21 protein-coding genes are annotated in these 22,952 nt (G+C 37.2%); 15 read left to right on the plus strand and 6 right to left on the minus strand.

The features are described from left to right. The first annotated feature begins 4 nt into the window (after positions 1–4). Positions 5–961, plus strand: a complete 957-nt coding sequence (locus tag ACNR9Q_RS10320; protein ID WP_419211136.1) for a phosphoribosylaminoimidazolesuccinocarboxamide synthase — start codon at positions 5–7, stop codon at positions 959–961. 3 nt (positions 962–964) lie between these two features. Here the strand turns inward: ACNR9Q_RS10320 and ACNR9Q_RS10325 are convergent, their stop codons facing one another. The 3 genes from ACNR9Q_RS10325 to ACNR9Q_RS10335 form a co-directional block, all read right to left on the minus strand. Continuing rightward, positions 965–1,621 carry a PolC-type DNA polymerase III gene (locus ACNR9Q_RS10325; RefSeq protein ID WP_419211137.1) on the minus strand — a complete coding sequence of 219 codons (657 nt, stop codon included), beginning with the start codon at positions 1,619–1,621 and terminating at the stop codon, positions 965–967. Beyond that, positions 1,622–3,541 (minus strand): DUF294 nucleotidyltransferase-like domain-containing protein, encoded by a 1,920-nt coding sequence (locus ACNR9Q_RS10330; protein ID WP_419211138.1) that lies wholly within the window; start codon positions 3,539–3,541, stop codon positions 1,622–1,624. Between the two features lie 84 nt (positions 3,542–3,625). Next, positions 3,626–5,026 carry an L-serine ammonia-lyase gene (locus ACNR9Q_RS10335; RefSeq protein WP_419214270.1) on the minus strand — a complete coding sequence of 467 codons (1,401 nt, stop codon included), beginning with the start codon at positions 5,024–5,026 and terminating at the stop codon, positions 3,626–3,628. Positions 5,027–5,236: 210 nt separating this feature from the next. On the opposite strand from ACNR9Q_RS10335, the gene dnaK reads away from it, so the two are divergent. Together dnaK and ACNR9Q_RS10345 are read left to right on the plus strand one after the other, a co-directional pair. Continuing rightward, positions 5,237–7,147: a molecular chaperone DnaK gene (dnaK, locus tag ACNR9Q_RS10340; protein WP_419211139.1), complete on the plus strand. Its 1,911-nt coding sequence runs from the start codon at positions 5,237–5,239 to the stop codon at positions 7,145–7,147. Between the two features lie 103 nt (positions 7,148–7,250). Further along, complete coding sequence (locus ACNR9Q_RS10345; protein ID WP_419211140.1) at positions 7,251–8,177, plus strand: hypothetical protein; 927 nt, start codon at positions 7,251–7,253, stop codon at positions 8,175–8,177. Here ACNR9Q_RS10345 and ACNR9Q_RS10350 read toward each other — a convergent pair. Together ACNR9Q_RS10350 and ACNR9Q_RS10355 are read right to left on the minus strand one after the other, a co-directional pair. Next, entirely contained in the window at positions 8,147–8,746 is a 600-nt protein-coding gene (locus tag ACNR9Q_RS10350) for a GNAT family N-acetyltransferase (RefSeq protein WP_419211141.1), read from the minus strand. The genes ACNR9Q_RS10345 and ACNR9Q_RS10350 overlap by 31 nt on opposite strands. After that, on the minus strand, positions 8,746–9,390 hold the full coding sequence (locus ACNR9Q_RS10355) for an alpha/beta hydrolase (RefSeq protein ID WP_419211142.1): 645 nt from the start codon (positions 9,388–9,390) through the stop codon (positions 8,746–8,748). The genes ACNR9Q_RS10350 and ACNR9Q_RS10355 overlap by 1 nt, the downstream gene beginning before the upstream one ends. Before the next feature lie 62 nt (positions 9,391–9,452). Here ACNR9Q_RS10355 and ACNR9Q_RS10360 point away from each other — a divergent pair, with 62 nt between their 5' ends. The 9 genes from ACNR9Q_RS10360 to ACNR9Q_RS10400 all read left to right on the plus strand — a co-directional run bounded on the left by ACNR9Q_RS10360 (position 9,453) and on the right by ACNR9Q_RS10400 (position 18,964). Beyond that, entirely contained in the window at positions 9,453–9,875 is a 423-nt protein-coding gene (locus ACNR9Q_RS10360; protein ID WP_419211143.1) for a PaaI family thioesterase, read from the plus strand. Position 9,876: 1 nt separating this feature from the next. After that, positions 9,877–10,989, plus strand: a complete 1,113-nt coding sequence (locus tag ACNR9Q_RS10365; RefSeq protein ID WP_419211144.1) for a chorismate-binding protein — start codon at positions 9,877–9,879, stop codon at positions 10,987–10,989. Positions 10,990–11,038: 49 nt separating this feature from the next. Beyond that, on the plus strand, positions 11,039–12,790 hold the full coding sequence (menD, locus tag ACNR9Q_RS10370) for a 2-succinyl-5-enolpyruvyl-6-hydroxy-3-cyclohexene-1-carboxylic-acid synthase (RefSeq protein WP_419211145.1): 1,752 nt from the start codon (positions 11,039–11,041) through the stop codon (positions 12,788–12,790). 33 nt (positions 12,791–12,823) lie between these two features. Next, positions 12,824–13,165 carry a DUF2853 family protein gene (locus ACNR9Q_RS10375; protein WP_419211146.1) on the plus strand — a complete coding sequence of 114 codons (342 nt, stop codon included), beginning with the start codon at positions 12,824–12,826 and terminating at the stop codon, positions 13,163–13,165. A 92-nt stretch (positions 13,166–13,257) separates the two neighbouring features. Next, positions 13,258–14,094, plus strand: coding sequence for a S1 RNA-binding domain-containing protein (locus ACNR9Q_RS10380; RefSeq protein WP_419211147.1), 837 nt, complete (start codon positions 13,258–13,260; stop codon positions 14,092–14,094). A gap of 171 nt (positions 14,095–14,265) precedes the next feature. Then, positions 14,266–14,874 (plus strand): SPOR domain-containing protein, encoded by a 609-nt coding sequence (locus ACNR9Q_RS10385; protein ID WP_419211148.1) that lies wholly within the window; start codon positions 14,266–14,268, stop codon positions 14,872–14,874. Beyond that, on the plus strand, positions 14,874–15,782 hold the full coding sequence (gene menA, locus ACNR9Q_RS10390; RefSeq protein WP_419211149.1) for a 1,4-dihydroxy-2-naphthoate octaprenyltransferase: 909 nt from the start codon (positions 14,874–14,876) through the stop codon (positions 15,780–15,782). Before ACNR9Q_RS10385 ends, menA begins: the two co-directional genes overlap by 1 nt. 33 nt (positions 15,783–15,815) lie before the next feature. Continuing rightward, positions 15,816–16,577, plus strand: coding sequence for a LytR/AlgR family response regulator transcription factor (locus ACNR9Q_RS10395; RefSeq protein ID WP_419211150.1), 762 nt, complete (start codon positions 15,816–15,818; stop codon positions 16,575–16,577). A 416-nt stretch (positions 16,578–16,993) separates the two neighbouring features. After that, positions 16,994–18,964, plus strand: coding sequence for a histidine kinase dimerization/phosphoacceptor domain -containing protein (locus ACNR9Q_RS10400; RefSeq protein WP_419211151.1), 1,971 nt, complete (start codon positions 16,994–16,996; stop codon positions 18,962–18,964). Positions 18,965–18,974: 10 nt separating this feature from the next. Here the strand turns inward: ACNR9Q_RS10400 and ACNR9Q_RS10405 are convergent, their stop codons facing one another. Then, positions 18,975–19,760, minus strand: a complete 786-nt coding sequence (locus ACNR9Q_RS10405; protein WP_419211152.1) for an SDR family oxidoreductase — start codon at positions 19,758–19,760, stop codon at positions 18,975–18,977. Between the two features lie 54 nt (positions 19,761–19,814). On the opposite strand from ACNR9Q_RS10405, the gene ACNR9Q_RS10410 reads away from it, so the two are divergent. Genes ACNR9Q_RS10410 through ACNR9Q_RS10420 form a run of 3 tightly spaced genes read left to right on the plus strand, consistent with a single transcriptional unit; the run spans position 19,815 to position 22,901 of the window. Continuing rightward, a complete protein-coding gene (locus ACNR9Q_RS10410) occupies positions 19,815–20,867 on the plus strand; it encodes an o-succinylbenzoate synthase (RefSeq protein WP_419211153.1) in 1,053 nt (350 codons plus the stop codon). Beyond that, positions 20,858–21,823: a CPBP family intramembrane glutamic endopeptidase gene (locus tag ACNR9Q_RS10415; protein WP_419211154.1), complete on the plus strand. Its 966-nt coding sequence runs from the start codon at positions 20,858–20,860 to the stop codon at positions 21,821–21,823. Before ACNR9Q_RS10410 ends, ACNR9Q_RS10415 begins: the two co-directional genes overlap by 10 nt. Next, positions 21,804–22,901, plus strand: a complete 1,098-nt coding sequence (locus ACNR9Q_RS10420) for an AMP-binding protein (protein ID WP_419211155.1) — start codon at positions 21,804–21,806, stop codon at positions 22,899–22,901. The genes ACNR9Q_RS10415 and ACNR9Q_RS10420 overlap by 20 nt, the downstream gene beginning before the upstream one ends. Positions 22,902–22,952 lie beyond the last annotated feature (51 nt).

Genomic DNA, 22,952 nt, shown 5'->3' on the forward strand with positions numbered 1-22,952 from the left:
GTACATGTCCAATAATACTATTTACGATGCGAATTTCAACTTTCCAGGACAGAAAAATGTCTATAAAGGAAAGGTTAGAGTCGTGTACACTTTAGATAATGACCAGTTGATAATGGTGGCAACCGATAGATTATCGGCTTTTGATGTTGTCATGCCCAAAGGTATCCCCTATAAAGGTCAGATATTGAATCAAATTGCTACAAAAATGATGGCTTCTACAGAAGACATTGTACCCAATTGGTTGACTGCCACGCCGGATCCAAATGTTGCCGTGGGAGTTGCCTGTGAGCCTTTCAAAGTAGAAATGGTCATACGGGGCTATTTATCGGGTCATGCTGCCCGTGAATACAAAGCTGGGAAAAGAATCCTTTGCGGAGTTGAAATGCCCGACGGATTGAAGGAAAATGATCAATTTCCAAGTCCGATTATCACTCCTGCTACGAAAGCCGAAATGGGAGATCATGATGAGGATATTTCAAAGGAAGATATTTTAAAGAAAGGTATTGTTTCCCCGGCCGATTATGAGCTCCTTGAAAAATATACCTACGCACTTTTTAAAAGAGGTACCGAAATTGCCGCCGAACGGGGATTGATTTTGGTGGATACGAAATATGAATTCGGAAAAACAAAAGACGGGAAAATAGTATTGATCGATGAAATCCATACCCCTGATTCATCGCGTTATTTTTATGCGGATGGCTATCAGGAACGACAGGATAATGACCAACCTCAAAAGCAACTTTCGAAGGAGTTTGTGCGGCAGTGGTTGATTGCCAATAATTTTCAAGGTCTCGAAGGGCAAACCGTTCCAGAAATGACCGATGAATACATTGCATCGGTCTCTGAGCGATATATCGAACTGTATGAGAATATTACTGGAGAACCTTTTGTAAAAGCAGATACTTCCCATATTCATGACCGCATTCAACAGAACGTTAGCAGTTATTTAGAAAGTATTTAAAGGTTATCGGGTGAGCGTTTTAAGGGTGAGTTTTTTCTTTTCCTTTAACCTTGATATGATCTTTAAAAAAGCAACTGCTGTTATATAGGCATCCCCAAGTGCGGTATGCCTATCTTTCTTTGAAATAGAATATTTCTCGGCAAGTTCATCTAACGTGTAGTTTGTTTTAGGTTGTACCAAATAGGATTTAATTAGGGTTTTTCGATATAAAACTCCCGTATCCAAAACCGTATTCTTTAATTTAGGTAGTCCGTTCCGCTGCAAGGCACTATTTAGCATTCCCATATCAAAACCGGCGTGATGGGCGACGATGATAGCGTTTTTTACATATTCTAAAAACTGTTCTAATGCTAAAAGCTCACTGATGCATTTGCGCTGCCCATTCTTTAAAAGTCCATGTACGGGTACGCTTTCTTTATTGAATTTTTCCTGTTCGAGATAGATGTCGAATACTTCTTGAACAGCGATCGTTCCCCGTTGTACTTTTACCGCTCCAATGGACAAAATACGATCTTCTTCAAAACTAAAACCAGTTGTTTCTGTATCCAAAACGACAAATACAAGCTCATTGATATCTAGGTTTTGGGGTTCTTTGAATAAATCGGCATAGGTTTTCCAAAAATCAGGAAAATCGGGTGAAGTTTTTTTGAATAATTTCATTTACCCTAGAATATTGGCCACCTTAAAGCGTAACGTTATTAACTCCTGTATTTCCTTAATCGCTTTAAACGTGCGTTTCAATTTCATTTTTTCTTGTTTGGTCAATTGTTCCAGTTCGATAAACCTACCTGAATCGTGATGGAGCAAACCTTGTCTCGTCCTAAATTTAAGTAGCGCTTTTGTGGCATAAGAGCAAGCCAAATAAAGTTCGTTATTATTAGGTTCTAGTTCGGCCAATTTTTCGTATCGCTCCCAAGTATTACTTATTCCTTTTATGGAGTGCGATAAGATCAGAACCCGGGCAGCATCTATTAAGGGTCTTAAGGCCCTACTTTTAACATCGAAAAAATCTTTGTGTTGACCATCTTGCTCTACTACGAACTGCCTGAAAAACCCTGTGGGGGACGGACTTTGTAAAGCTCCGTTCGCTAAATGCACTAGAAAAATGGGGTACTTTTCAACGGTTTTGAAAATATGCTCGGACATTTGGTCCAGTAAATGCCGTTCTCCAAAGGCTAAGCTATAGTCAAAGAATATGGAAGACATAAGCACTTCGTTAGGGCCAGGATTGCTGATCCAATAGGATAATTTATTTTTCCATTCCTGTAAACTAAGACACCATTTAGGATTGGAAGCCATCATTTCTGCCGGACAATATTCATATCCTATTTTATTAAGTCCCTTCGTTATGTTTTTTGAAAGTTTTAGAAAGTAAGTCGTAGTTTTCGGCAAAGATTCATCTGGAACATCCTCAAAAACGAGGGCATTATCTTGATCGGTATGCAATAATTGCTCACTTCTACCTTGACTACCCAATGCCAACCAGGCAAATTTGACAGGAGGCGGATTCTTCATTTTAGCTAAAGAAATCTCAACGACTTGTTTAGTACAAGTATCGTTAAGCTCTGAGATGATTTTTGCAATAAGACCCAGCGGAATGTTCTGTTCTAAATAACCACTTAAAAGCATCATCACACTTTTTCGTAACTCTTTGATTTTTTTGAATTTATCCGCCCGTTTTATGGCCTTTACCAGAACAGCCGGGTTGTCTCCCAATGAAACCATGACATCGTGTTTTGATAAGATTCCCAAGGCTTTGGTATTTGGGGTGCCATCTTCTGTAATGACCAAATGGCTGATATTACTTTTCATCATCGCCATTTGTGCCTGGGTAATGCTCAATTTTTTAGGATACGTAATTACAGGAGAAGACATTATGGACGTAACACTACCCGAAATAGGCAGCTTTCCCGATATCACTTTGTTTCGAAAGTCTTTATCGGTAATAATACCAATGGGTAGGTCCTTACTGATTACCAAGACCGACCCAATCTGTTTTTCAGACATTAGTTCGGCAGCTTTCTGAATCGTTGTTCGTGGGGAACAAGAAATCAATTTTTTGGAGTAGCTGGCGAGTTGAAGGTCTGGTATTTTTACCTCCTTGTTGGGATTCTCCTCTCCCTCGATTCCATAAAGTTGTCCTTTTTGGTTTTTTGAATAGGGATTTCGCGTATTAGAAGCGAAACTCTCCATTAGAAAGAGAGAAACTTCTTCATTTTGTTTGGCGATAGGTCGAAACAGCTCTATTGGAATACCATAAAGGATGCACTCTTCATGTGCCCTAGCCTCAAGTTTGTAATTCTCATTGGCGATAAGAGGGCGAAGGCCAAAAATATCTCCCTCATCACAGTAGTCCAATATATTATTTGAAGCTGGATTGCTAAGGATAACCGCACCTTTATGCACCAAGTAAAAATGTTTATGTTGCTCTTCTTCTACCGTAAAAATGACACTGTTCTTTTCCTTATAAATAATAAGTATCTGCTCAGATAAAAGCTGAAGCGATTTGCTGTCTAGAACATTAAAAGGCGGGAAATTTTTGATGAAATCTGCAACCCTTTCCGAAATTAGATTTTTCATAGAATAAAGTTAGCGGATTTGTTTTTGTTTTTGAAATGATTTTACTGGCCAAATTCAGTGAAATCATGTGGAATAATATCATAGTTAACAATCGCTAAGAAAGACGCCAACCGCTAAACCACCTTCCGATGTCTCTTTGTATTTTGAACTCATGTCTTTGGCGGTTTCCCACATGGTCTGTACCACTTTGTCTAAGGGGACTTTCGCTGCAGATGGGTCTGAACCTAAGGCTAACTCTGCCGCATTGATAGCTTTAATGGCACCCATAGAATTACGTTCGATACAGGGTATTTGCACCAATCCACCAATAGGATCACACGTGAGCCCCAAATGATGTTCCATCGCAATTTCCGCTGCCATGAGTACTTGTTCTGGAGTTCCGCCAAGTAATTCGGTCAGTGCGCCTGCCGCCATAGCCGATGAAACCCCGATTTCGGCTTGGCAACCGCCCATGGCAGCCGAGATGGTAGCTCCTTTTTTAAAAATGCTTCCAATTTCGCCTGCGACGAGAAGGAACTGTTTTATATGCTCAAAACTACCGGTATGGTTTTCAATGACCATATAATACATCAATACCGCAGGGATGACACCGGCACTGCCGTTCGTCGGTGCGGTGACTACCCGCCCTAATGAGGCATTTACTTCATTTACGCTCAGCGCAAAGCAGCTAACCCATTGCAAAATCTGTCTGAACTTCACTTCGGTTTGGCGTAAGGTCTGTAACCATTCTTCGGGATTGGAGTAGGGGAGATCGCTTTTAAGATTTTGATGCATATCATAGGCCCTTCGTTTTACGTTAAGTCCGCCTGGCAAGGTTCCTTCTGTATGGCATCCTGTATACATACATTCCAGCATCGTATTCCAGATGCGATGAAATTCATGGTCTATTTCTTCTGTACTACGCAAGGATAGCTCGTTCCGTAAAACGATCTCTGAAATATTTGAACGCTCCTCCTTGCAAAATTCAAGTAAATCGGTTCCTTTTTGAATCGGAAACGGAAACTTTTTGAACATGTCATCCTTCCGCTTTGCATTTTTTCGTTCTTCGCTGACAACAAACCCGCCACCGATGGAATAGTAGGTCTTAGATTTTTTATTTCCTGAGGCCAAGATGGCTACGAATTTTAGTCCGTTTGCATGAAAGGGCAAGAATTTTTTATTGAAAACCAATTGTGTGTTAGGATCAAAATGAATGGTGTGTTTCCCGGCTAGGCACAAAGTGTTCTCTTTGGTTATTTTTTCTATTAGGGGGTGAATATCTTGTATCGGGATGTACTCTGGGTCGGCACCGCACAACCCAAGTATAACGGCATAATCGGTAGCATGACCCTTGCCCGTTAAAGAAAGAGACCCATATATATGAACTTGTACTTCTCTTACATTTTCTAGTTCTTCTATTGATTTAAGATAAGCGATCCATCGCTCGGCCGCGCGCCAAGGACCTAAGGTATGAGAGCTAGAGGGACCCACCCCAATTTTCAGCATATCAAAAACGCTTATACTCTCTCTTTCCAATCCAAATAGTTTAGTTAAGCTAAGGTACAATGTTTCATATACCTTTCCATATCCTAAACTGGCATATTTATTTGTAAATAAGTTTTAAAAATGACATCCTGTCAGTTTTTCTTGCTTGGCATATTGTTTGTCCATTAGTAAACGATTATAAAATAAAGCACTTAATTTAAAACATATAAAATGAGTAAGATTATAGGAATAGATTTGGGTACTACCAACTCCTGTGTTTCCGTAATGGAAGGTAATGAGCCAGTGGTAATTCCAAATGCAGAAGGAAAAAGAACAACGCCATCTGTCATCGCATTTGTCGATGGGGGGGAAATTAAGGTAGGTGATCCTGCAAAAAGACAAGCGGTAACCAACCCTACAAAAACCATTTATTCTATTAAAAGGTTTATGGGTAACAAATATTCAGAATCAAAAAATGAAGCTGAAAGAGTGCCGTATAAAGTAGTAAAAGGAGATAATGATACGTCTAGAGTTGATATTGACGGTCGTTTGTACTCTCCACAGGAACTTTCAGCCATGATTCTTCAAAAAATGAAGAAAACAGCTGAAGATTATTTGGGTCAGGAAGTATCACGTGCGGTGATTACGGTACCTGCATACTTTAACGACGCCCAAAGACAGGCGACGAAAGAAGCTGGTGAGATTGCCGGTTTGACTGTAGAGCGTATAATTAACGAGCCTACCGCTGCTTCTCTAGCATATGGTATGGATAAAAAAGACACCGATCAAAAAATAGTTGTTTTTGACTTTGGTGGTGGTACACATGATGTTTCTATCCTTGAACTTGGAGATGGAGTATTCGAAGTATTGTCAACTGATGGAGATACACACTTAGGAGGTGATGATGTTGATCAAAAGATTATAGATTGGTTGGCAGAAGAGTTTAAAGCGGAGGAGGATATGGATCTTAGAAAAGATTCTATGGCCTTACAACGTTTACGTGAAGCTGCTGAAAAGGCGAAAATCGAATTATCATCGTCATCACAAACTGAAATAAACTTGCCTTATGTTACGGCAACAGCTTCAGGGCCTAAGCACTTGGTAAGGACCTTGACTAAATCAAAATTCGAACAATTGATCGCTGATTTGGTAAAGAGAACCATAGAGCCATGTGAGAAGGCATTGAAATCTGCTGGGTTATCTAAAAGTGACATCGATGAAATTATATTGGTCGGTGGTTCAACAAGAATACCGGCTGTTCAAGAGGCGGTAGAGAAATTCTTTGGAAAAAAACCATCTAAAGGTGTGAACCCAGATGAGGTTGTGGCTATTGGTGCAGCTATACAAGGTGGTGTTTTAACAGGTGATGTAAAAGATGTACTGTTACTAGACGTTACACCACTTTCATTGGGTATTGAAACAATGGGCGGGGTAATGACCAAATTGATCGAGGCTAACACGACAATACCAACTAAAAAGTCACAGGTATTCTCAACGGCAGCGGATAATCAACCATCGGTAGAAATCCATGTCCTGCAAGGAGAAAGACCAATGGCTAATGATAACAAAACAATTGGTAGGTTCCACTTAGATGGTATTCCGCCGGCAAAAAGAGGTACTCCTCAAATCGAGGTAACTTTTGATATCGATGCCAATGGAATTATCAAGGTATCGGCGACTGATAAGGCTACCAATAAGACTCAGGATATTCGTATTGAAGCTTCTTCAGGTTTGACCGAAGAGGAAATCAAGAAAATGAAGGCCGAAGCCGAAGCAAATGCGGAATCAGATAAAAAGGCAAAGGAAACTGCAGACAAATTGAATGAAGCAGATGGAATGATTTTCCAAACTGAAAAGCAATTAGAAGAATTTGGCGATAAATTATCTGAGGATAAGAAAAAACCGATTCAAGAAGCTTTGACAGAATTGAAGGCAGCCTATGAGAGTAAGGATATTGCAGTGATTACTCCAGCTTTGGACAAAATTAACGAAGCTTGGAAGGTTGCTTCCGAAGAAATGTATAAAGCTCAGGCAGATGGGGCTCAGCAAGCAGGGGGCGCGCCACAAGGAGACGCAACTGCAGGCGGCGCAGCTCCTGAAGGAGATAATGTAGAAGACGTAGACTTCGAAGAAGTTAAATAATATAAGCTTATGTTATTATATAAAAGGGACGGTTAATACCGTCCCTTTTTACTTTTATGCCTTCCTTGTTTTGTGACTTCTATTAATAGAGTAATTTTACACCATGATCCAAAAATATACACAGGTCTTATTGGTCGTTTTTCTTGCTTTTGTATCGGTACTACAAGGACAAGAAATACAAACGTTCACCTTGGCAGATTTTGATTTGAGAAATGGGGTAAAGTCTTGCTTGGTGAGTACTGATTATGGAAAAGAAGAGTACGATTTCAACAAAAAAGGATTCCTGACCAAATCAGTTACAAGATATAATGAGGCGGACTATGATATCGTATTTTATAAGTATAGGAATGGAGAGCTGTTAGAGAAAAGATCAGAATCTTACCGTAACAATACCTTCGATCCAAGTACATCCATAGCACATTTTTACCAAGTCGATACTACCGAAAACCTTAAAATACAGGAACGGATATTTTCCTATGACAAAGAATTTTTGGATGAATATGTTTTTGAATATGATGAATCTGGAGATTTAAGGACGATACGCCGAACCAATAACGATGGAACCGATATCACAGAAGTGGAACATAAAAAGTACAAAGGTGAATATACAGTGACCTATATGTTGAACGGTGTTCCTTTAAAGTCTATTCGTACCTCTACACTTAAGCCCAAAAATAGGCCTGCTCAGAAAATAGTATTAACCAAAGAATTTTTAAACGGACAAGAAAACGATGCCTTTGAAGAGGTTTTCAGCATGGATGGTCGGCTGATTGCACAACAAGAATTTGAATATAATAGTGCAGAAGAAAAATTTAAACCTACGGTCAGGACATCTTATGAGTATGACGAGAAGGGCATGTTAATTTCCGAAACTTCAAAATCGGACAACTCAATCAGAAAAAGGGAATATCTATATCAGTATGATAAGAAAGAAAAAGGAAATTGGATCAAACAGATAGTTACCCCCGACAATACCTATACCACCAGAAAAATAACGTATTATGAACCGGAATCTAAAAATGAGGAATAATCCTTGAATTTCTTTTCGTTAATTGCCTTCCATTCTTCTTTCAATAATCCATAGCAGCAGGTATTACGCTTAAAACCATCGAGTAAATAGACATCTTTTCGCAAAATTCCTTCTAAAGTGCATCCCAATTTTTCAACTGCTTTTCTTGATTTAACGTTTCGTTCATCGACCCTAAATTCTACTTTTTCAAATCCCATTGGTCCAAAAGCATATTCCAACATAAGGTGTTTCATTTGGGCGTTGAGACCAGTACCTTGAAATTCTTTACCGATCCAAGTAGAACCGATATGCAATACTCTGTTTGTTCGGCTAATATTCATAAATCGGGTACTACCGGCAAACGCTTTTTTTCGTTTATCGAAAACAATAAAAGGAATGCTTGTTCCATTTTCAAATTGCTGAAGGGCAATCTCGACATATTTTCGTAAGCTTTCTGGAGTTTCAATAGCTGAAGGGGAATACTGTACCAATTTTTCTTCCGAGGCAATTTCAATCAAATTTTTATAATTCGTAAGCGTTAACGGACTTAATGATACGCTGTCGTTTTCTAAAGTAGGTATACCGTTCATTACACTAAATTATTTATGATTTCTTTTTTCACTTCGTGTCCGCCTTTAAAGGTAAGCTCTTCATAGGTATCACCAAAAAGAGCGACTAATTTTTCATGTTCATTCTTTAATCGTTCAGGTGTGAGGTATTCATCGGCATCTCCTACAATGGACATGATTTCGGTTTTATACTCTATAAGAAAACCAAAATCTGATTTTTTTAATTCATTTGGTATACCGCCTGCGTAGAGTACCAGTTTTTGGCATTTAAATTGGGTTTTTGCCAAGTACCGCATAGCAATGGAAACGCCTTGGGAAAATCCTAAAACAATAATAGAACGTTCTCCGGGAATTTTTTCTTCGGCTAAAACAGCATTGATATAGTTGATAAGGTTTTCAGTTTCTAGCACTGTATTCTCCTTGGTTAACCAACTAGCCCCGACATGTTTATACTCCCCGTTTAAATAGTATTTAGAAGGGGCTTGTGGTGCAATCATATAATTTTCATCAGCATTAAGTTCATCAAAATACCTAAGGAAGAAACGACTTAAAAACCCAATGCCATGAAACACTATCCAAATGTTTTTGGTTTTTTGAGTAAGTTCATTTAAGGTTTCGTAGGTGTTGGTGGTGGTGTAACTCACCTTATTAATTTTATTTCCCATCGTATAACAATTCGGACATACTTTTCCATTGGTAATGTAATCCTTAATTTTACAAAAAAAAGATGAACGAGTACAAAGAAAAAATCCTAAAGATTTGTAACGATACGTCCAAGAATACGTTAATGGAAACCTTGGAAATTGTATATATTGATGTAGGGGAGGATTTTTTATACGCTAAAATGCCAGTAACGCCTAAAGTTCATCAACCAGATGGGGTTTTGCATGGTGGAGCAATGGTAGCATTGGCAGAAAGTGTGGGTAGCGCGGCCTCTTATATATTTTTGGATGCGAGCAAATATTTCGTAAGAGGTATTGAAATTTCGGCCAATCACGTTAAAAGCATCAAAGAAGGTTTTGTATTCGCAAAAGCCGTAATTCTACATAAGGGAAGAACCACGCAATTATGGCAAATTAAAATAACCAATGAAGCGGGCGACCTCATATCCTTATGTAAGTTGACTACCATAGCCTTACCAAAAGCATAAAATGTTCAAAGAATTAATTGACCGTGCATCACATTTTTTGGATGAAGAATTGCCTTTTGCGCTATACAGCAAGCCAAATTCCGGTATTTTAAATGCGATTTTTCAAAATGATGATGAAATTCATTTTGTAAAGGACTTCACTGAAACCGGATTTGTTTTCGCTCCTTTCGATGTAGCCTCTAATACTATTCTTTTGAAGTCCGATGAAATGAAGACCGCCCCGATAGAAGTAGACATATTACCATGGGAAGCCGCAAAAAGTGAAGTGATTCTGAATCAAGCCGAGAAAGAACAACACATTGATCTAATTACCAAAGCTTTAGAAAAAATACAAGAAGGCTCGCTCAATAAGGTGGTGTTGTCAAGAAAAATTGAAGTCAATTGTAAATTAACGTCAACCCTATTGTTTCAGCGGATGTTAAAGATGTACCCCAAAGCATTTTGCTATCTATGGCACCATCCTAAAGTGGGCACATGGATAGGGGCGACCCCCGAAATACTTATAAAGAGTAAAGGACAAGAATTTACGACCATGTCATTGGCCGGTACACAAAGTAGCTCGGAATTCGAAATACCTCAGTGGACCCAAAAGGAATTACACGAACAACAATTGGTGACCGATTATATTTTGGAGACTTTGAAAGCGGTGGGTGTAACGGTGGAAAATTCAGAAGTAGAATCCGTAAAAGCCGGAAGCCTTTGGCATCTACGAACTGAATTGAAAGGTAGGTTTGCACCAAACACTTTTGAAAAAGTAGTAAAAGCTATTCACCCAACCCCTGCGGTGTGTGGAACTCCTTTGGAAGCGGCTGCAAACTTCATTAAAAAAAATGAATCTTACGATCGTGCATTTTATACGGGATTCTTGGGGGAGTTAAATTTTAAAGCCGAAGTATCTAGAAATCGTAATCAACGCAATCAAGAAAATAGTGTATACCGAAGTGTAATGCAAAAATCAGAACTCTTCGTGAACTTACGGTGTATGCAGTTGTCTACTAATAAAGTATCTATTTATGTTGGAGGTGGTATTACCGCCGATTCGAACCCAGAAAAGGAATGGGAAGAAACTGTTTCTAAAAGCAGTACGATGTTGCGGGTTTTGAATTACAAATAGCATCATGAGTTTTGGGTAATAACTCACTTAGGTCGTATTTTTGTAAGGCATGAAATACTCTTCAATTCCCACCGTTCAAGCTATAGTAAAACATTGTCAGGCACATGATATTGGTAATATTGTCATTTCCCCTGGTTCTAGAAATGCACCTTTGACCATTGCGTTTACTGAGAATCCTTTTTTTTCATGCTATAGTATTGTAGACGAGCGCTGCGCTGCCTTTTTTGCATTAGGGATGGCGCAACAGTTGCACAAGCCGGTGGTTGTAATCTGCACCTCCGGTAGCGCGCTTTTGAATTATTATCCCGCCGTTGCAGAAGCCTATTATAGCGAAATTCCGTTAGTGGTTATTTCTGCAGACAGACCATGCTACAAAATAGGAATAGGGGATGGACAGACGATAAAGCAGCAAAATGTTTATGAACAGCAGATAGGCTATTCCGCAAATCTTAGACAGGATGTTAGCCATGCAACCGAAAAGGTATTGCAATACCGTCCGGAATGGATTACGGCTGATACTGTAGAAGAAGTTCAAAGACAAGTTCAAAGCCATAACGATAGAGAATTGAACAAGGCCTTGCGGTTGGCCTTTAATTCTCAATTGCCGGTACATATTAATGTACCCTTAGAAGAACCTTTATATAATACGCTATCCGAATCTAAAATAGAACCCCAAATAGAACTTATTTCTGCTAAGAAAGAATATAAGCTTGACCTAGAACCCCAAAGGGATATTTGGAACAAGGCAAAACGGAAAATGATTTTGGTGGGGGTTAGTGCACCTAATAGGGTAGAGGAACAATTTCTGAAAAACTTGGCCAATGACCCTAGTGTTTTGGTGTTTACGGAGACCACATCCAATTTAAATCATCCGAATTTCTTTAATAGTATAGATTCGATTATTGCACCTATTGAAATGCATGAAAATCGGCAAGAGCAATTTGAGGCATTACAGCCGGAGATTCTGGTCACCTTTGGGGGGCTTATCGTTTCCAAAAAAATAAAGGCTTTTTTAAGGAATTATACGCCAAAACATCATTGGCATATTGGCGGTGAACGTGCGAACGACACCTTTTTCTGTTTAGAACTACATTTCAAGCTTCCTGTGGATCGGTTTTTCGATGAAATGTATTATACAAATAGTTCTGTTGAAAGCAGCTATTTTAACAAGTGGAACCAGGTTAAAAAGAATTATCTTTTAAAAAGAACGACTTATCTTCAGCAAATTCCTTTTTCTGATTTTTCAGTATTCGACAAAATTTTAAAAGGAATTCCACAGGGCTATCTTGTTCAATTGGCCAATAGTTCTACGGTTAGATATGCCCAGTTATTTGAAATGGATCGAACATTGAAGGTTTTTTGCAATAGAGGTACTAGCGGTATTGATGGAAGTAGCTCAACCGCAATCGGTGCTTCCTTGATCAGTGAAAAACCGACCCTATTACTAACCGGAGATCTAAGTTTTTTTTATGATAGCAATGCCCTTTGGAACAATTACATGCGCAAAGATTTTAGGATCATAGTTGTTAATAATAGCGGAGGCGGAATTTTTAGGATTCTACCGGGTAAAGAGGATTCAGAAAATTTTAAAACCTTTTTTGAGACCCGTCATTCACTAACGGCAGAACAACTGTGTCTTATGCACAATATGGAGTACAAGAGCGCTAATTCTGCTGAATCCGTTCAAAATGAACTGAATAGCTTTTATAATATTTCGTCCCGTCCCACGCTTTTGGAAATCTTCACTCCGACAATAATGAATGATAAAATTTTGACGGACTACTTTCGTTTTATATCTTAGGAAGATATAACCATTCATTATAACACACTAAACATGAGTAAAAGAGACGAATTAATAGAAAAGTATGCTGCGGACATCAAGGATAAATTTGGTGAAAGCGCAGATATGGATTTACTGAAAAAAGTTACCGTAGGATTGGGACCTTCGATCTATAACCAAGATTCTTCAAAAGTGTCAGGGGGTGATCAAAAGGAACTCGATACCGTTAAGAATAATTATTTAATAAAGAAATTAGGGCTTGAAGATGGCCCTGAATTGATGGAGGCGATTCATACCGTATTGGAAAAGTATGGCTCATCTAACAAAAATAAACATAGACCTGTCGTTTATTATATGCTGTGCAAGCATTTTAAAAAAGCTTCAGTTTACAAATAAAATAAAGTCAATAGAAGAAAAGACCGTTACCAATTACAGTAACGGTCTTTTTTATGCTTAGCATTCTAAATTTTAAAATGTAATTTTGTAATATGATCGAATTAGGACGTATAAATAATCTGGAAGTTTTAAGAGATACCAGTGTTGGACTCTTTTTGGGGGATGAAGAAGGTAATGATGTGTTATTGCCAAATAAATATGTGCCAACTAGTTATGAGATAGGTGAAAAAATAAAAGTATTCTGTTATTTAGATTACGATGAGAGGCCAGTGGCCACCACGTTGGAACCAGATATTATGTTGGGAGAGTTTCGTCTACTTCAGGTTGCTGAAGTAAATGAATTCGGTGCCTTTATGCAATGGGGTCTTGAAAAACATCTTTTGGTCCCTTTTAGGGAACAGCGTGTGAAGATGAAAGAAGGGCAATGGTACGTTGTGCATTGTTATCTAGATGAGCGTTCGGGGAGACTGGTGGCATCCAATAAATTGGATAAATTTTTGAGTAACGACACGATTGACCTAAAAGAATGGGAGCAGGTAGATTTGGTCGTTACTAGACAAACCGATTTGGGTTGGGAAGTCATTGTCAATGAAAGGCACAAGGGCTTGGTGTATTTCAATGAAGTATTCAAGCCAATAAATATTGGGGACATTATTCCAGGTTGCGTTAAAACCATTAGAAAGGATAATAAATTGGATATTTCGCTTCAACCCCTTGGAGCGAAAGTGTTAGAACCTGCGGCAAAAAAAATTCATGAAGTACTTCATCAAAACGGTGGCTATTTAGCGGTACATGATAAATCTTCACCAGAGGAAATACGTGATATTTTTCAGATGAGTAAAAAAACTTTTAAAAAGGGATTGGGAACTCTATATAAGGAAAGGAAAATAAATATAGAAACGGACGGGATTACTTTGATATCGGAATAGGTTTATGCTATAGTATTTTTTTTAAATATTTGATTTGCAGAATTATATCCGAAATTTAAGGGGATATTTTTGTGATAGTTTACTTTAAATTTTATTTTTGTAGTAATTAAAAGTTATTGACGAACTTTTAACTTACATTTAGTTTTTAATGCCATAAACTTATAACTGAATATGCCTTTTATTGAAGAGAGCGATCTATTGGAATTACATAAGGACATTGATAAGGCCCAAATCATCAATGAACGTCTGCTGGATCAAATTAAATATAAGAACAAAGAATTGAAGAAGAGTAAGATACAGCGTAATATTTTTGCTGGTATCACGACACTTTTTTTGATCGGTGGTTTAGCGTTTACTTCATTTACGGCAGGAATGTCTAGTTCTGGTGGATTTACTAGAAAATCTAATAATGATTTGGTTCTTACCTCTATAGATAGTGTCGATGCTATTAAGACCCGATTAGAAAGTTTAAAAGAACAGAACGAAGAACTAAGTTTGGTAAAGGAGTTTTATTTGGCAAAGGAGTTTTTGCAAAAAGAAAAAATATATTCCGTTCAGGTAAAATCATTTGTAGATAATAATGTAACTCTAGCTTCTGAGGCGCTTACCAATACCTTGTTCGTCAAAACAAATCCTTTCTATTCTTATTCATTAGGCAATTTCGAAACCCTACAGGAGGCACAATCGTTCAGAAAACAGTTGGTCGATATTGGTTTTAACGATGCGTTTGTAGCTTCTTATAAAGATGGTAAAAGAGTTCAAATAGAAGATCCTTATTAGTGACAAAAGTTGGTGCTTGGCTAAATGCGGCAAGGCTTAGAACGCTTCCTTTATCTATTTCGGGTATACTTGTAGGTACTGCTTTGGCAGCTTCACAAGAGTCGGCCAACACGCTGATTTTTGTATTGGCTCTCTGCACTACCATAGGTTTTCAAATTACCTCCAATTTTGCTAATGATTACGGTGATGGGATAAAAGGAACCGATGGTGCAGAACGCATAGGACCGAAGAGAGCTTTGCAAAGTGGATTATTAACGGCGAAGCAACTAAAAAGGGGAATATATATTAGTATTGGTATAAATATACTCTTGGTCATTGCTTTGGTTTATGTTTCCTTTGGTTTGGACCAATTGCTGATGTCAGTGTTATTTTTAACTTTAGGAACCTTTGCCATTTGGGCCGCCATTAAATATACCGTAGGTAAATCTGCGTATGGTTATAATGGATTAGGAGATGTTTTTGTGTTCATTTTTTTTGGTTTGGTAAGTGTTCTGGGGTCAATGTTCTTATTCGTTAAATCAATTCCGATGCTGGCCTTATTACCGGCAATTTCGATTGGATTATTGAGTGTAGGCGTACTCAACCTTAATAATTTAAGGGATTTTAAATCTGATAAAAGGGTAGGTAAAAACACCCTAGTGGTTAAAATGGGCTTTGAAAATGGAAAAATTTATCATTATTTGTTATTAGTACTTTCCTTTATTTGCTTGGTAGCTTATATAATTACAACAAATGGAACTGTCTTACGTTATGTATGTCTAATTGGCTATGCACCCATATGCATGCATATTAAAAAAGTGGTTGAAATCAGCAATGCGGCAGAACTCGATCCAGAGCTTAAAAAATTAGCACTAAGCACTTTTTTTACAGCGCTGTTGTTTTATTTTAGTTATTATTATTTTTCGTAATTTTACATGTAACCATCTAAACTATTAGCGATTTTGGAACAACCTATTAAAATTCTTATTGTTGAGGACAATGTGATTATTGCAGATGACATGCAGTCCATGTTAGAGGAAATAGGCTATGAAATAGTAGACAATGTAATTGTTTACGAACAGGCAGTTGAAGTTTTAAAATCACAACAGGTCGATTTGGTCCTTATCGATATTATTTTAGCATCCGATAAAACAGGAATCGACTTAGGAAAACATATCAGGGAAAACTATGATATTCCTTTCATTTTCGTCACCTCGAACTCAGACAGGGCAACGGTAGAAAACGCTAAAACCGTTAAGCCTAATGGATATCTAGTAAAGCCTTTTGAACAACAAGACCTGTATACATCAATAGAAATTGCCTTGTCAAATTTTATTTACGGCAAGGAAAATGGGAACAAAGGATTTTCCAGTGAAGAGTTAAATGATGATGTACCAATGTCCAACTCCATTTTAAAGGATTCGATTTTCGTAAAAAAACAACACCTGTACTATAGAATTCAATTCGGAGATATTCAATTTATCAAAGCCGATAATGTATATCTTGAAGTAAATACAGTAGACAAGAAATTTTTGGTCCGTTCCCCATTAAAAGATTATTTGGAAAAGCTCCCACAGAATAAATTTTACAGAGCTCATAAGTCATATATCGTTAATGTAGACCATATAGACGCTATAAACTCTAAAGATATCATGATCAATAACACACTGATACCGATATCTAAAGATTTCAAAGAATTGATTATATCTGCAATGAATTCATAATAATATTGAGATTATAATGTTTTAAAAAACACCTAATCGGTGTTTTTTTTATTTTCAAATCGATAAAAGGTATAGATTAATCTATAAAAGTTTCAATTTATTCTATTACCTGTAAAATGTAATGCTATAAAATTGCTTCACAACATAAAACATATGTTATACAACAAATATGATAGAAGGTGGCTCCTATTTAATAATTTTACCGTTTTAGAAACTTATTGCATAGTGTAAGAAATTAGCATTTCAAATATTATTTTTCCATTACTTTCTTGATTATTGCATAGGTTTAGTTAAAAGGACGTAGAACACGCTTTTTGGGCTTTATTGTTTTAGAGATTGATTTATTTTAGGCTCAAAACAAAAAATTAGTGGAATCAGGTTTTAGGTTTAATTTTGATTTTACTTTTTAATATGATATGAAAAAAGATTTTGTTTTTAGACTGACATGCTTCTTGCTTCTTTGCGCACTTTCTTTCAGTGCCATGGCACAAGTTGATGTATTGACTCAAAACGAAGATTACTTCCAGCAATTTCAGGATTTGGAGAACGGAGAACTTCGTTCTTTTTTCTTTTTTAATACCCCAAACAGATATAACCTTAATTCCCCGTATGATTGGTTAGATACGGTCAATGTCTATTTGAATAGTTCAGAAAAAACAAAGGATACCAGTTCCATAAGAAATTACCAGCTTATTCAATCCCAAATTTATTATGACCTAGGAAACTATGAGAGAAGTTTGGCTATTTCTCGGGCATTATACGATAATTTGGATGATTTTGATAAGGAAACAAAACGTACCATATTAGAATTGATGGACAGCGATTATTCAATGTTGCAGCTCTATGATAAGCAAATTGAAATACGCCGTAGAAAACGCGAATTGGGTTTGACCGAAAATATTGCGTTTTATGATATTTATGCAAGTTTGGGACAGTATAGAAAGGCGATGCGGGATTATATGACCGAGGAGAAAAAGACCTTACGGGATGATGATTATTATGGTCAGGCCGTTTATAACAATACCATAGGAAATTACCTTAGGTTAGACCAATCTACGCCTACCGCAATAAGTTATTTTAAAAAGGCTGAAGGTCTTATACAGGTTTATTTGAGTGATGTCACCAAACAAAGAACCGATAAGGAACTCATAGACGGTAAAATATTAAATGGTATTATCGTTGGGAACATCGGTAAATGCCACGTTCAGTTAAAAGAGTTCGAAAAGGCCATTCCCTTTTTGGAAGAGAGTAGGGACATTATTAAAAAATATAGTAAAAGTAAGTTTTCGTCAGATTTGATTGAAAATACGTTGGCATTGGCAGATTGTTATCTGAAATTGGATAATTATGCGAAGGCGACTGATTATTTGAGTGATGATATTGACCCTATTAAACCTGAAAATATCCTGCACAAAAATAGGATTTATGCTGATTATTACTATAAAACCGGTGACTATAAGAACTCTACCACATATCTAAAAAAGAACATTCGAATTCGTGATTCGATCGACGCGCAAGCATCCAATATCAAAAATCAACAATTAACTTCTGTTGTAACCCAAGATCTTGAAAACTCAAGAAAAATGATGGAGCAACAAAAGGCTCAATTGGAAGAATCCAGAAAGGACATTAAAGCCAGGGATGATAAAATTAGTTTGGTCTTTATTTCCCTTATATTTACTTTAATGGGGTTTGCCGGGTTGGTTTATGCCTATCTAAAAAGCATCAAAAACCAACGCTTGATCGCAGAGCAAAAATTCATTATTGAAAATTCGCTGGTTGAAAAGGATTCCTTACTTAAAGAGATACACCATAGGGTGAAGAATAATTTGCAAATGGTTTCTAGTTTATTGAGCCTTCAAACCAAAAATACAAGGAGTAAAGCGGCTATTGAGGCTTTAGAAGAAGGTAAAAGTAGGGTGAAGGCCATGGCCTTGATTCATCAGAAATTATATCAGAACGACGATTTGTCGGTCATAGAAATGCAGGGCTATGTAGAAAGTTTAATAAACAGTATTCAATCGGTATATAAAAAGGGAGGTCACAACATCAATATTACCATTGATGCCGAAGGGGTAGAATTGGATATAGACCGAGCCATTCCCTTTGGACTTATACTGAACGAATTGGTATCCAATTCTTTTAAATACGCTTTTCCCAACGATGATAATAATGGAAAAATCTATATTCATATACGCAAGATCAATGGGCAGGAAGGGTTTTTTGAATATACCGATAACGGAATAGGGTTACCTGAGAATACAGAGGAGCGCGCTAATTCTTCTATGGGCATTCGGCTAATGAATAGACTGGCCAATCAATTACAGACATCTTTAAATACTGATAAAACTACAGAAGGCGTACGTTTCTGGTTTAATTTCAAATAGTTGAAGTGTGTTACCTAACCTTACTATTTAATACTATTTTGTGTAGAAGCTTTGGAAAGAACCTTTTAAGGTAAATACCATATTTTTCTTTTCCTCCGATATAAACTTCAAAATTTTTCTTTTCGATAGCAGCAACGATTTCTTTTGCACATTGGTTGACCGGCATTCCGTTTTTAGTGGCATTATCTTCTTGGTGCAGGGCGCTTCCGTCCCCTGTCAACGCGTTTTTTGCCACATTGGTTTGTATGAATCCAGGGCAAATTAAGGTCACTTGAATATTATCCTTTTCGTGCTCCATTCGCAGGGCGTCAAAGAATCCGTGTAAGGCGTGTTTTGCTCCACAGTAACCTGAACGGTAAGGAGATGAGAATTTTCCCATTAAACTGGTTACAGTGACAAAATGTCCGCTTTTTTGAGTGATAAAATAAGGAAGTAAATTTTTAGTCAAATTAATAGTACCCAGATAATTAACATCAATCATTTGTTTATATACTTCAAATTTTGTTTCGGCTATTAGAGAACGTTGGCTAAGCCCCGCGTTGTTAATTAAAATATCAACTTTTCCGTATATTTCAATGGCATTCTTGGTCTTTGATTTTAAGGATTGAAAATCGGTGAGGTTCAATGGTAATACGGTTGCCCGATCAGGATATTCACAATTCTTTTTAACTCCGCTCAAGACATCTTCTCGTCTTGCAGAGAGTATGATTTTGCAACCCATTGAATTTAATTTGTAGGCCAAGGCCTCTCCAATTCCAGATGAGGCTCCTGTAATCCAAATTACTTTACCAACCATACTTTTCTATTTGTATTTTTTAAAGTCAAAATATAGCTAAATTTGTAGGACTTTATGAAGGCAACGTTTAAAAAACATTTACTCCAATTTAAAAATCCCAGTGGTACATCAAGGGGTATTTTAAGAACTAAGGAAACTTGGTTTCTCATTTTGGAAGATGGTGGTAAGTTCGGTATTGGTGAATGTGCACTTTTTAGAGGACTTAGTTCCGATGATGTTCCTGAGTATGAGGAAAAATGTCGGTGGGTAGCAAAATATATTTCTATCGGAGAAATAGAGTTGCTGAAAGAACTTACCAATTTTCCAAGTATTCAATTTGGAGTGGAGCAGGCTTTTTTATCCCTTCGTTCAAAAAATCCGTTTGAACTATTCGATTCTCCGTTTTTAAGGAATGAACAGCCGATATCCATTAACGGTCTCGTTTGGATGGGGAATAAGGAATTCATGCATCGGCAGATTGAGCAGAAACTGAACGATGGTTTTAAGTGCATCAAAATTAAAATTGGAGCCATTGATTTTGATTCTGAAATTCAATTATTGGAATCCATCAGAAATAAATATACTAAAGAGGAAATCGAATTGCGTGTAGATGCGAATGGTGCTTTTTCTACGAATGAAGTAATGTTCTATCTTAAAATATTGTCAAGGCTAGAATTACATTCTATAGAACAACCGATACGTCAGGGTCAGTGGAAAGCGATGGCGAAATTGACTAAAGAAACGCCATTGCCAATTGCATTAGATGAAGAATTGATCGGGGTCATCGATGTTGCAAAAAAGGAGGAATTATTAATTACGATCAAACCTCAATATATTATTTTGAAACCTAGTTTAGTAGGCGGCTTTAGCGGCAGTATGGAATGGATAACCCTAGCGGAAAAATACGATATCGGTTGGTGGGTTACGAGTGCATTAGAAAGTAATATAGGGTTGAATGCCATAGCTCAATGGACGGCAACCTTGCAGAATTCAATGCCACAGGGTCTAGGTACCGGTGCGTTGTTCACTAATAATTTTAAGAGCCCTTTAGAAGTTAAGAATGGTGGTTTATTTTATAATAGTTCAACCGATTGGGAAAATAATCTAATTAAGAATTTATGTATATAGAACAGGGCTACAAAGGCTTAAGTGAAAGTTGGCGTTATATTTTAGGAATATTCACGGTATTTTTCGTTTGGCAGTTTATTGGGGCCATTCCCTTGTTAATGGCCTTAGCTTTAAAAGAAGGTGGAATGTCGGCATTGATGGGAGGTGATATAGGTTCAATGGCTAAAGTGTTGGGCAATAATGTTTTTTTATTTTTCATGCTGTTGACATTCGCCATTGGGTTATTGTCAATTTTTGCTTTTGTAAAATATGTTCATAAGCAATCAATTACTTCGTTGACAACAAGCAGGAAAAGGGTTGACTGGAAACGCGTGTTCGTTTCATTTTTTCTTTGGGCTATCGTTTCTGTATTATTTATTTTTCTCGATATTTTTTTAACTCCCGAAGATTATGAATTTAATTTTAATCTAGTTCCTTTTTTAACCCTTGCCGTAGTAGCTATTTTATTGATTCCCATACAAACCAGTATGGAAGAATATTTCATGAGGGGTTATATGATGCAGGGGTTAGGAATTATGTTCGGTAATCGATGGTTTCCTTTGGTCTTTACGTCTTTATTGTTTGGATTAATGCATATTTTCAATCCTGAGGTCGAGAAACTGGGATATGGCATTTTGGTATTTTATATTGGTACCGGATTTTTTCTTGGTATACTAACCTTAATGGATGAAGGTCTTGAATTGGCCTTGGGTTTTCATGCGGCCAACAATCTTACAGCTGCATTGCTGTTGACTTCAGATTGGTCCGCTTTTCAAACAGATTCTCTTTATCTTGATATTTCTGAACCAGTTTTAGGATGGGATATTTTAGTGCCTGTTTTTGTAGTTTTTCCAATTCTACTTTTTATTTTTTCGAAACGCTATGGATGGACCAACTGGAAGGACAAACTAACAGGAAAGGTCATGATCGAAGAAGCTTTTTTGAATATACAAGGGGATGAAGTCGTTCAAGAATAACATACATCCATGTTTTAAAATCAACGGATATTCAATTTCCGCAATCGATATTTCAGAACTGGGTTATAGTTACATCAAAGAAGGAGCCGAATTCGAAAAATCTATCGGACAGTTTCTTTTAGATTGGGTTGATAATTCCCCTCAAATTGTTGTTCAGACATCTGGTTCTACCGGTACACCGAAATCCATCCGTTTACAAAAAGAGCACATGGTCAATAGTGCTTTGGCAACGGGGCGTTATTTTGAACTTTCGGCAAATGATACCGCTTTATTATGTTTGCCGGCAACATATATAGCGGGTAAGATGATGTTGGTGAGAGCCATGGTGTTGGGTTTGAATATACATATTGTTCCACCAACGTCAGATCCGCTAACGAAAAATACCGGCGCTTTTGATTTTGGGGCGATGGTGCCCTTGCAGGTGCTGAATTCAATATCAAACCTTCATCGAGTTAAAATCTTGTTGATTGGAGGAGCTCCCGTTTCTGCTGATTTACGTTCAAAACTTAAGAATATAGGCAACTATAGTTATGAAACGTATGGAATGACGGAAACCATAACGCATATTGCCGTCAAACGTATAAACGGGTTTGATGAGCATCTCGGTGAATTCAATTTTCCTTTCGAAGTATTGCCTGATATTTCTATTTCTACTGATGATAGAAACTGTTTGTTAATCGATGCACCAAAAGTTTCAGATTTTAAAATAGTTACCAATGACGTTGTGGAATTGATTTCTTCATCACAATTCAAATGGTTGGGAAGGTTCGATAATATTATTAATTCAGGGGGAGTTAAATTGAATCCTGAACTAATTGAATCTAAACTCTCAAATGTTCTAAGCGGCAGCTTTTTTATAGCATCGCTACCAGACCCAATTCTTGGAGAGCAGCTCGTTTTGATTTTGGAAGCTGAAGAGATAGAGGAACTTGTAGTACAGAAAATTAATACAAGTACTATTTTGACCAAATTTGAAAAACCAAAAGCAATTGAGGTGATTTCAGAATTCGTACGTACAAAAAGCGGTAAGATAAATAGAAGGGAAACAAAGGCCTTATTGAAATCATCACTTCCCTAATTCTAAAACGCACTTCCCTAATTCCTCATTTTTTTCACGCTACTTCTTTTC

The organism is Maribacter sp. X9, assembly GCF_048537565.1.
Taxonomy (GTDB): domain Bacteria; phylum Bacteroidota; class Bacteroidia; order Flavobacteriales; family Flavobacteriaceae; genus Maribacter.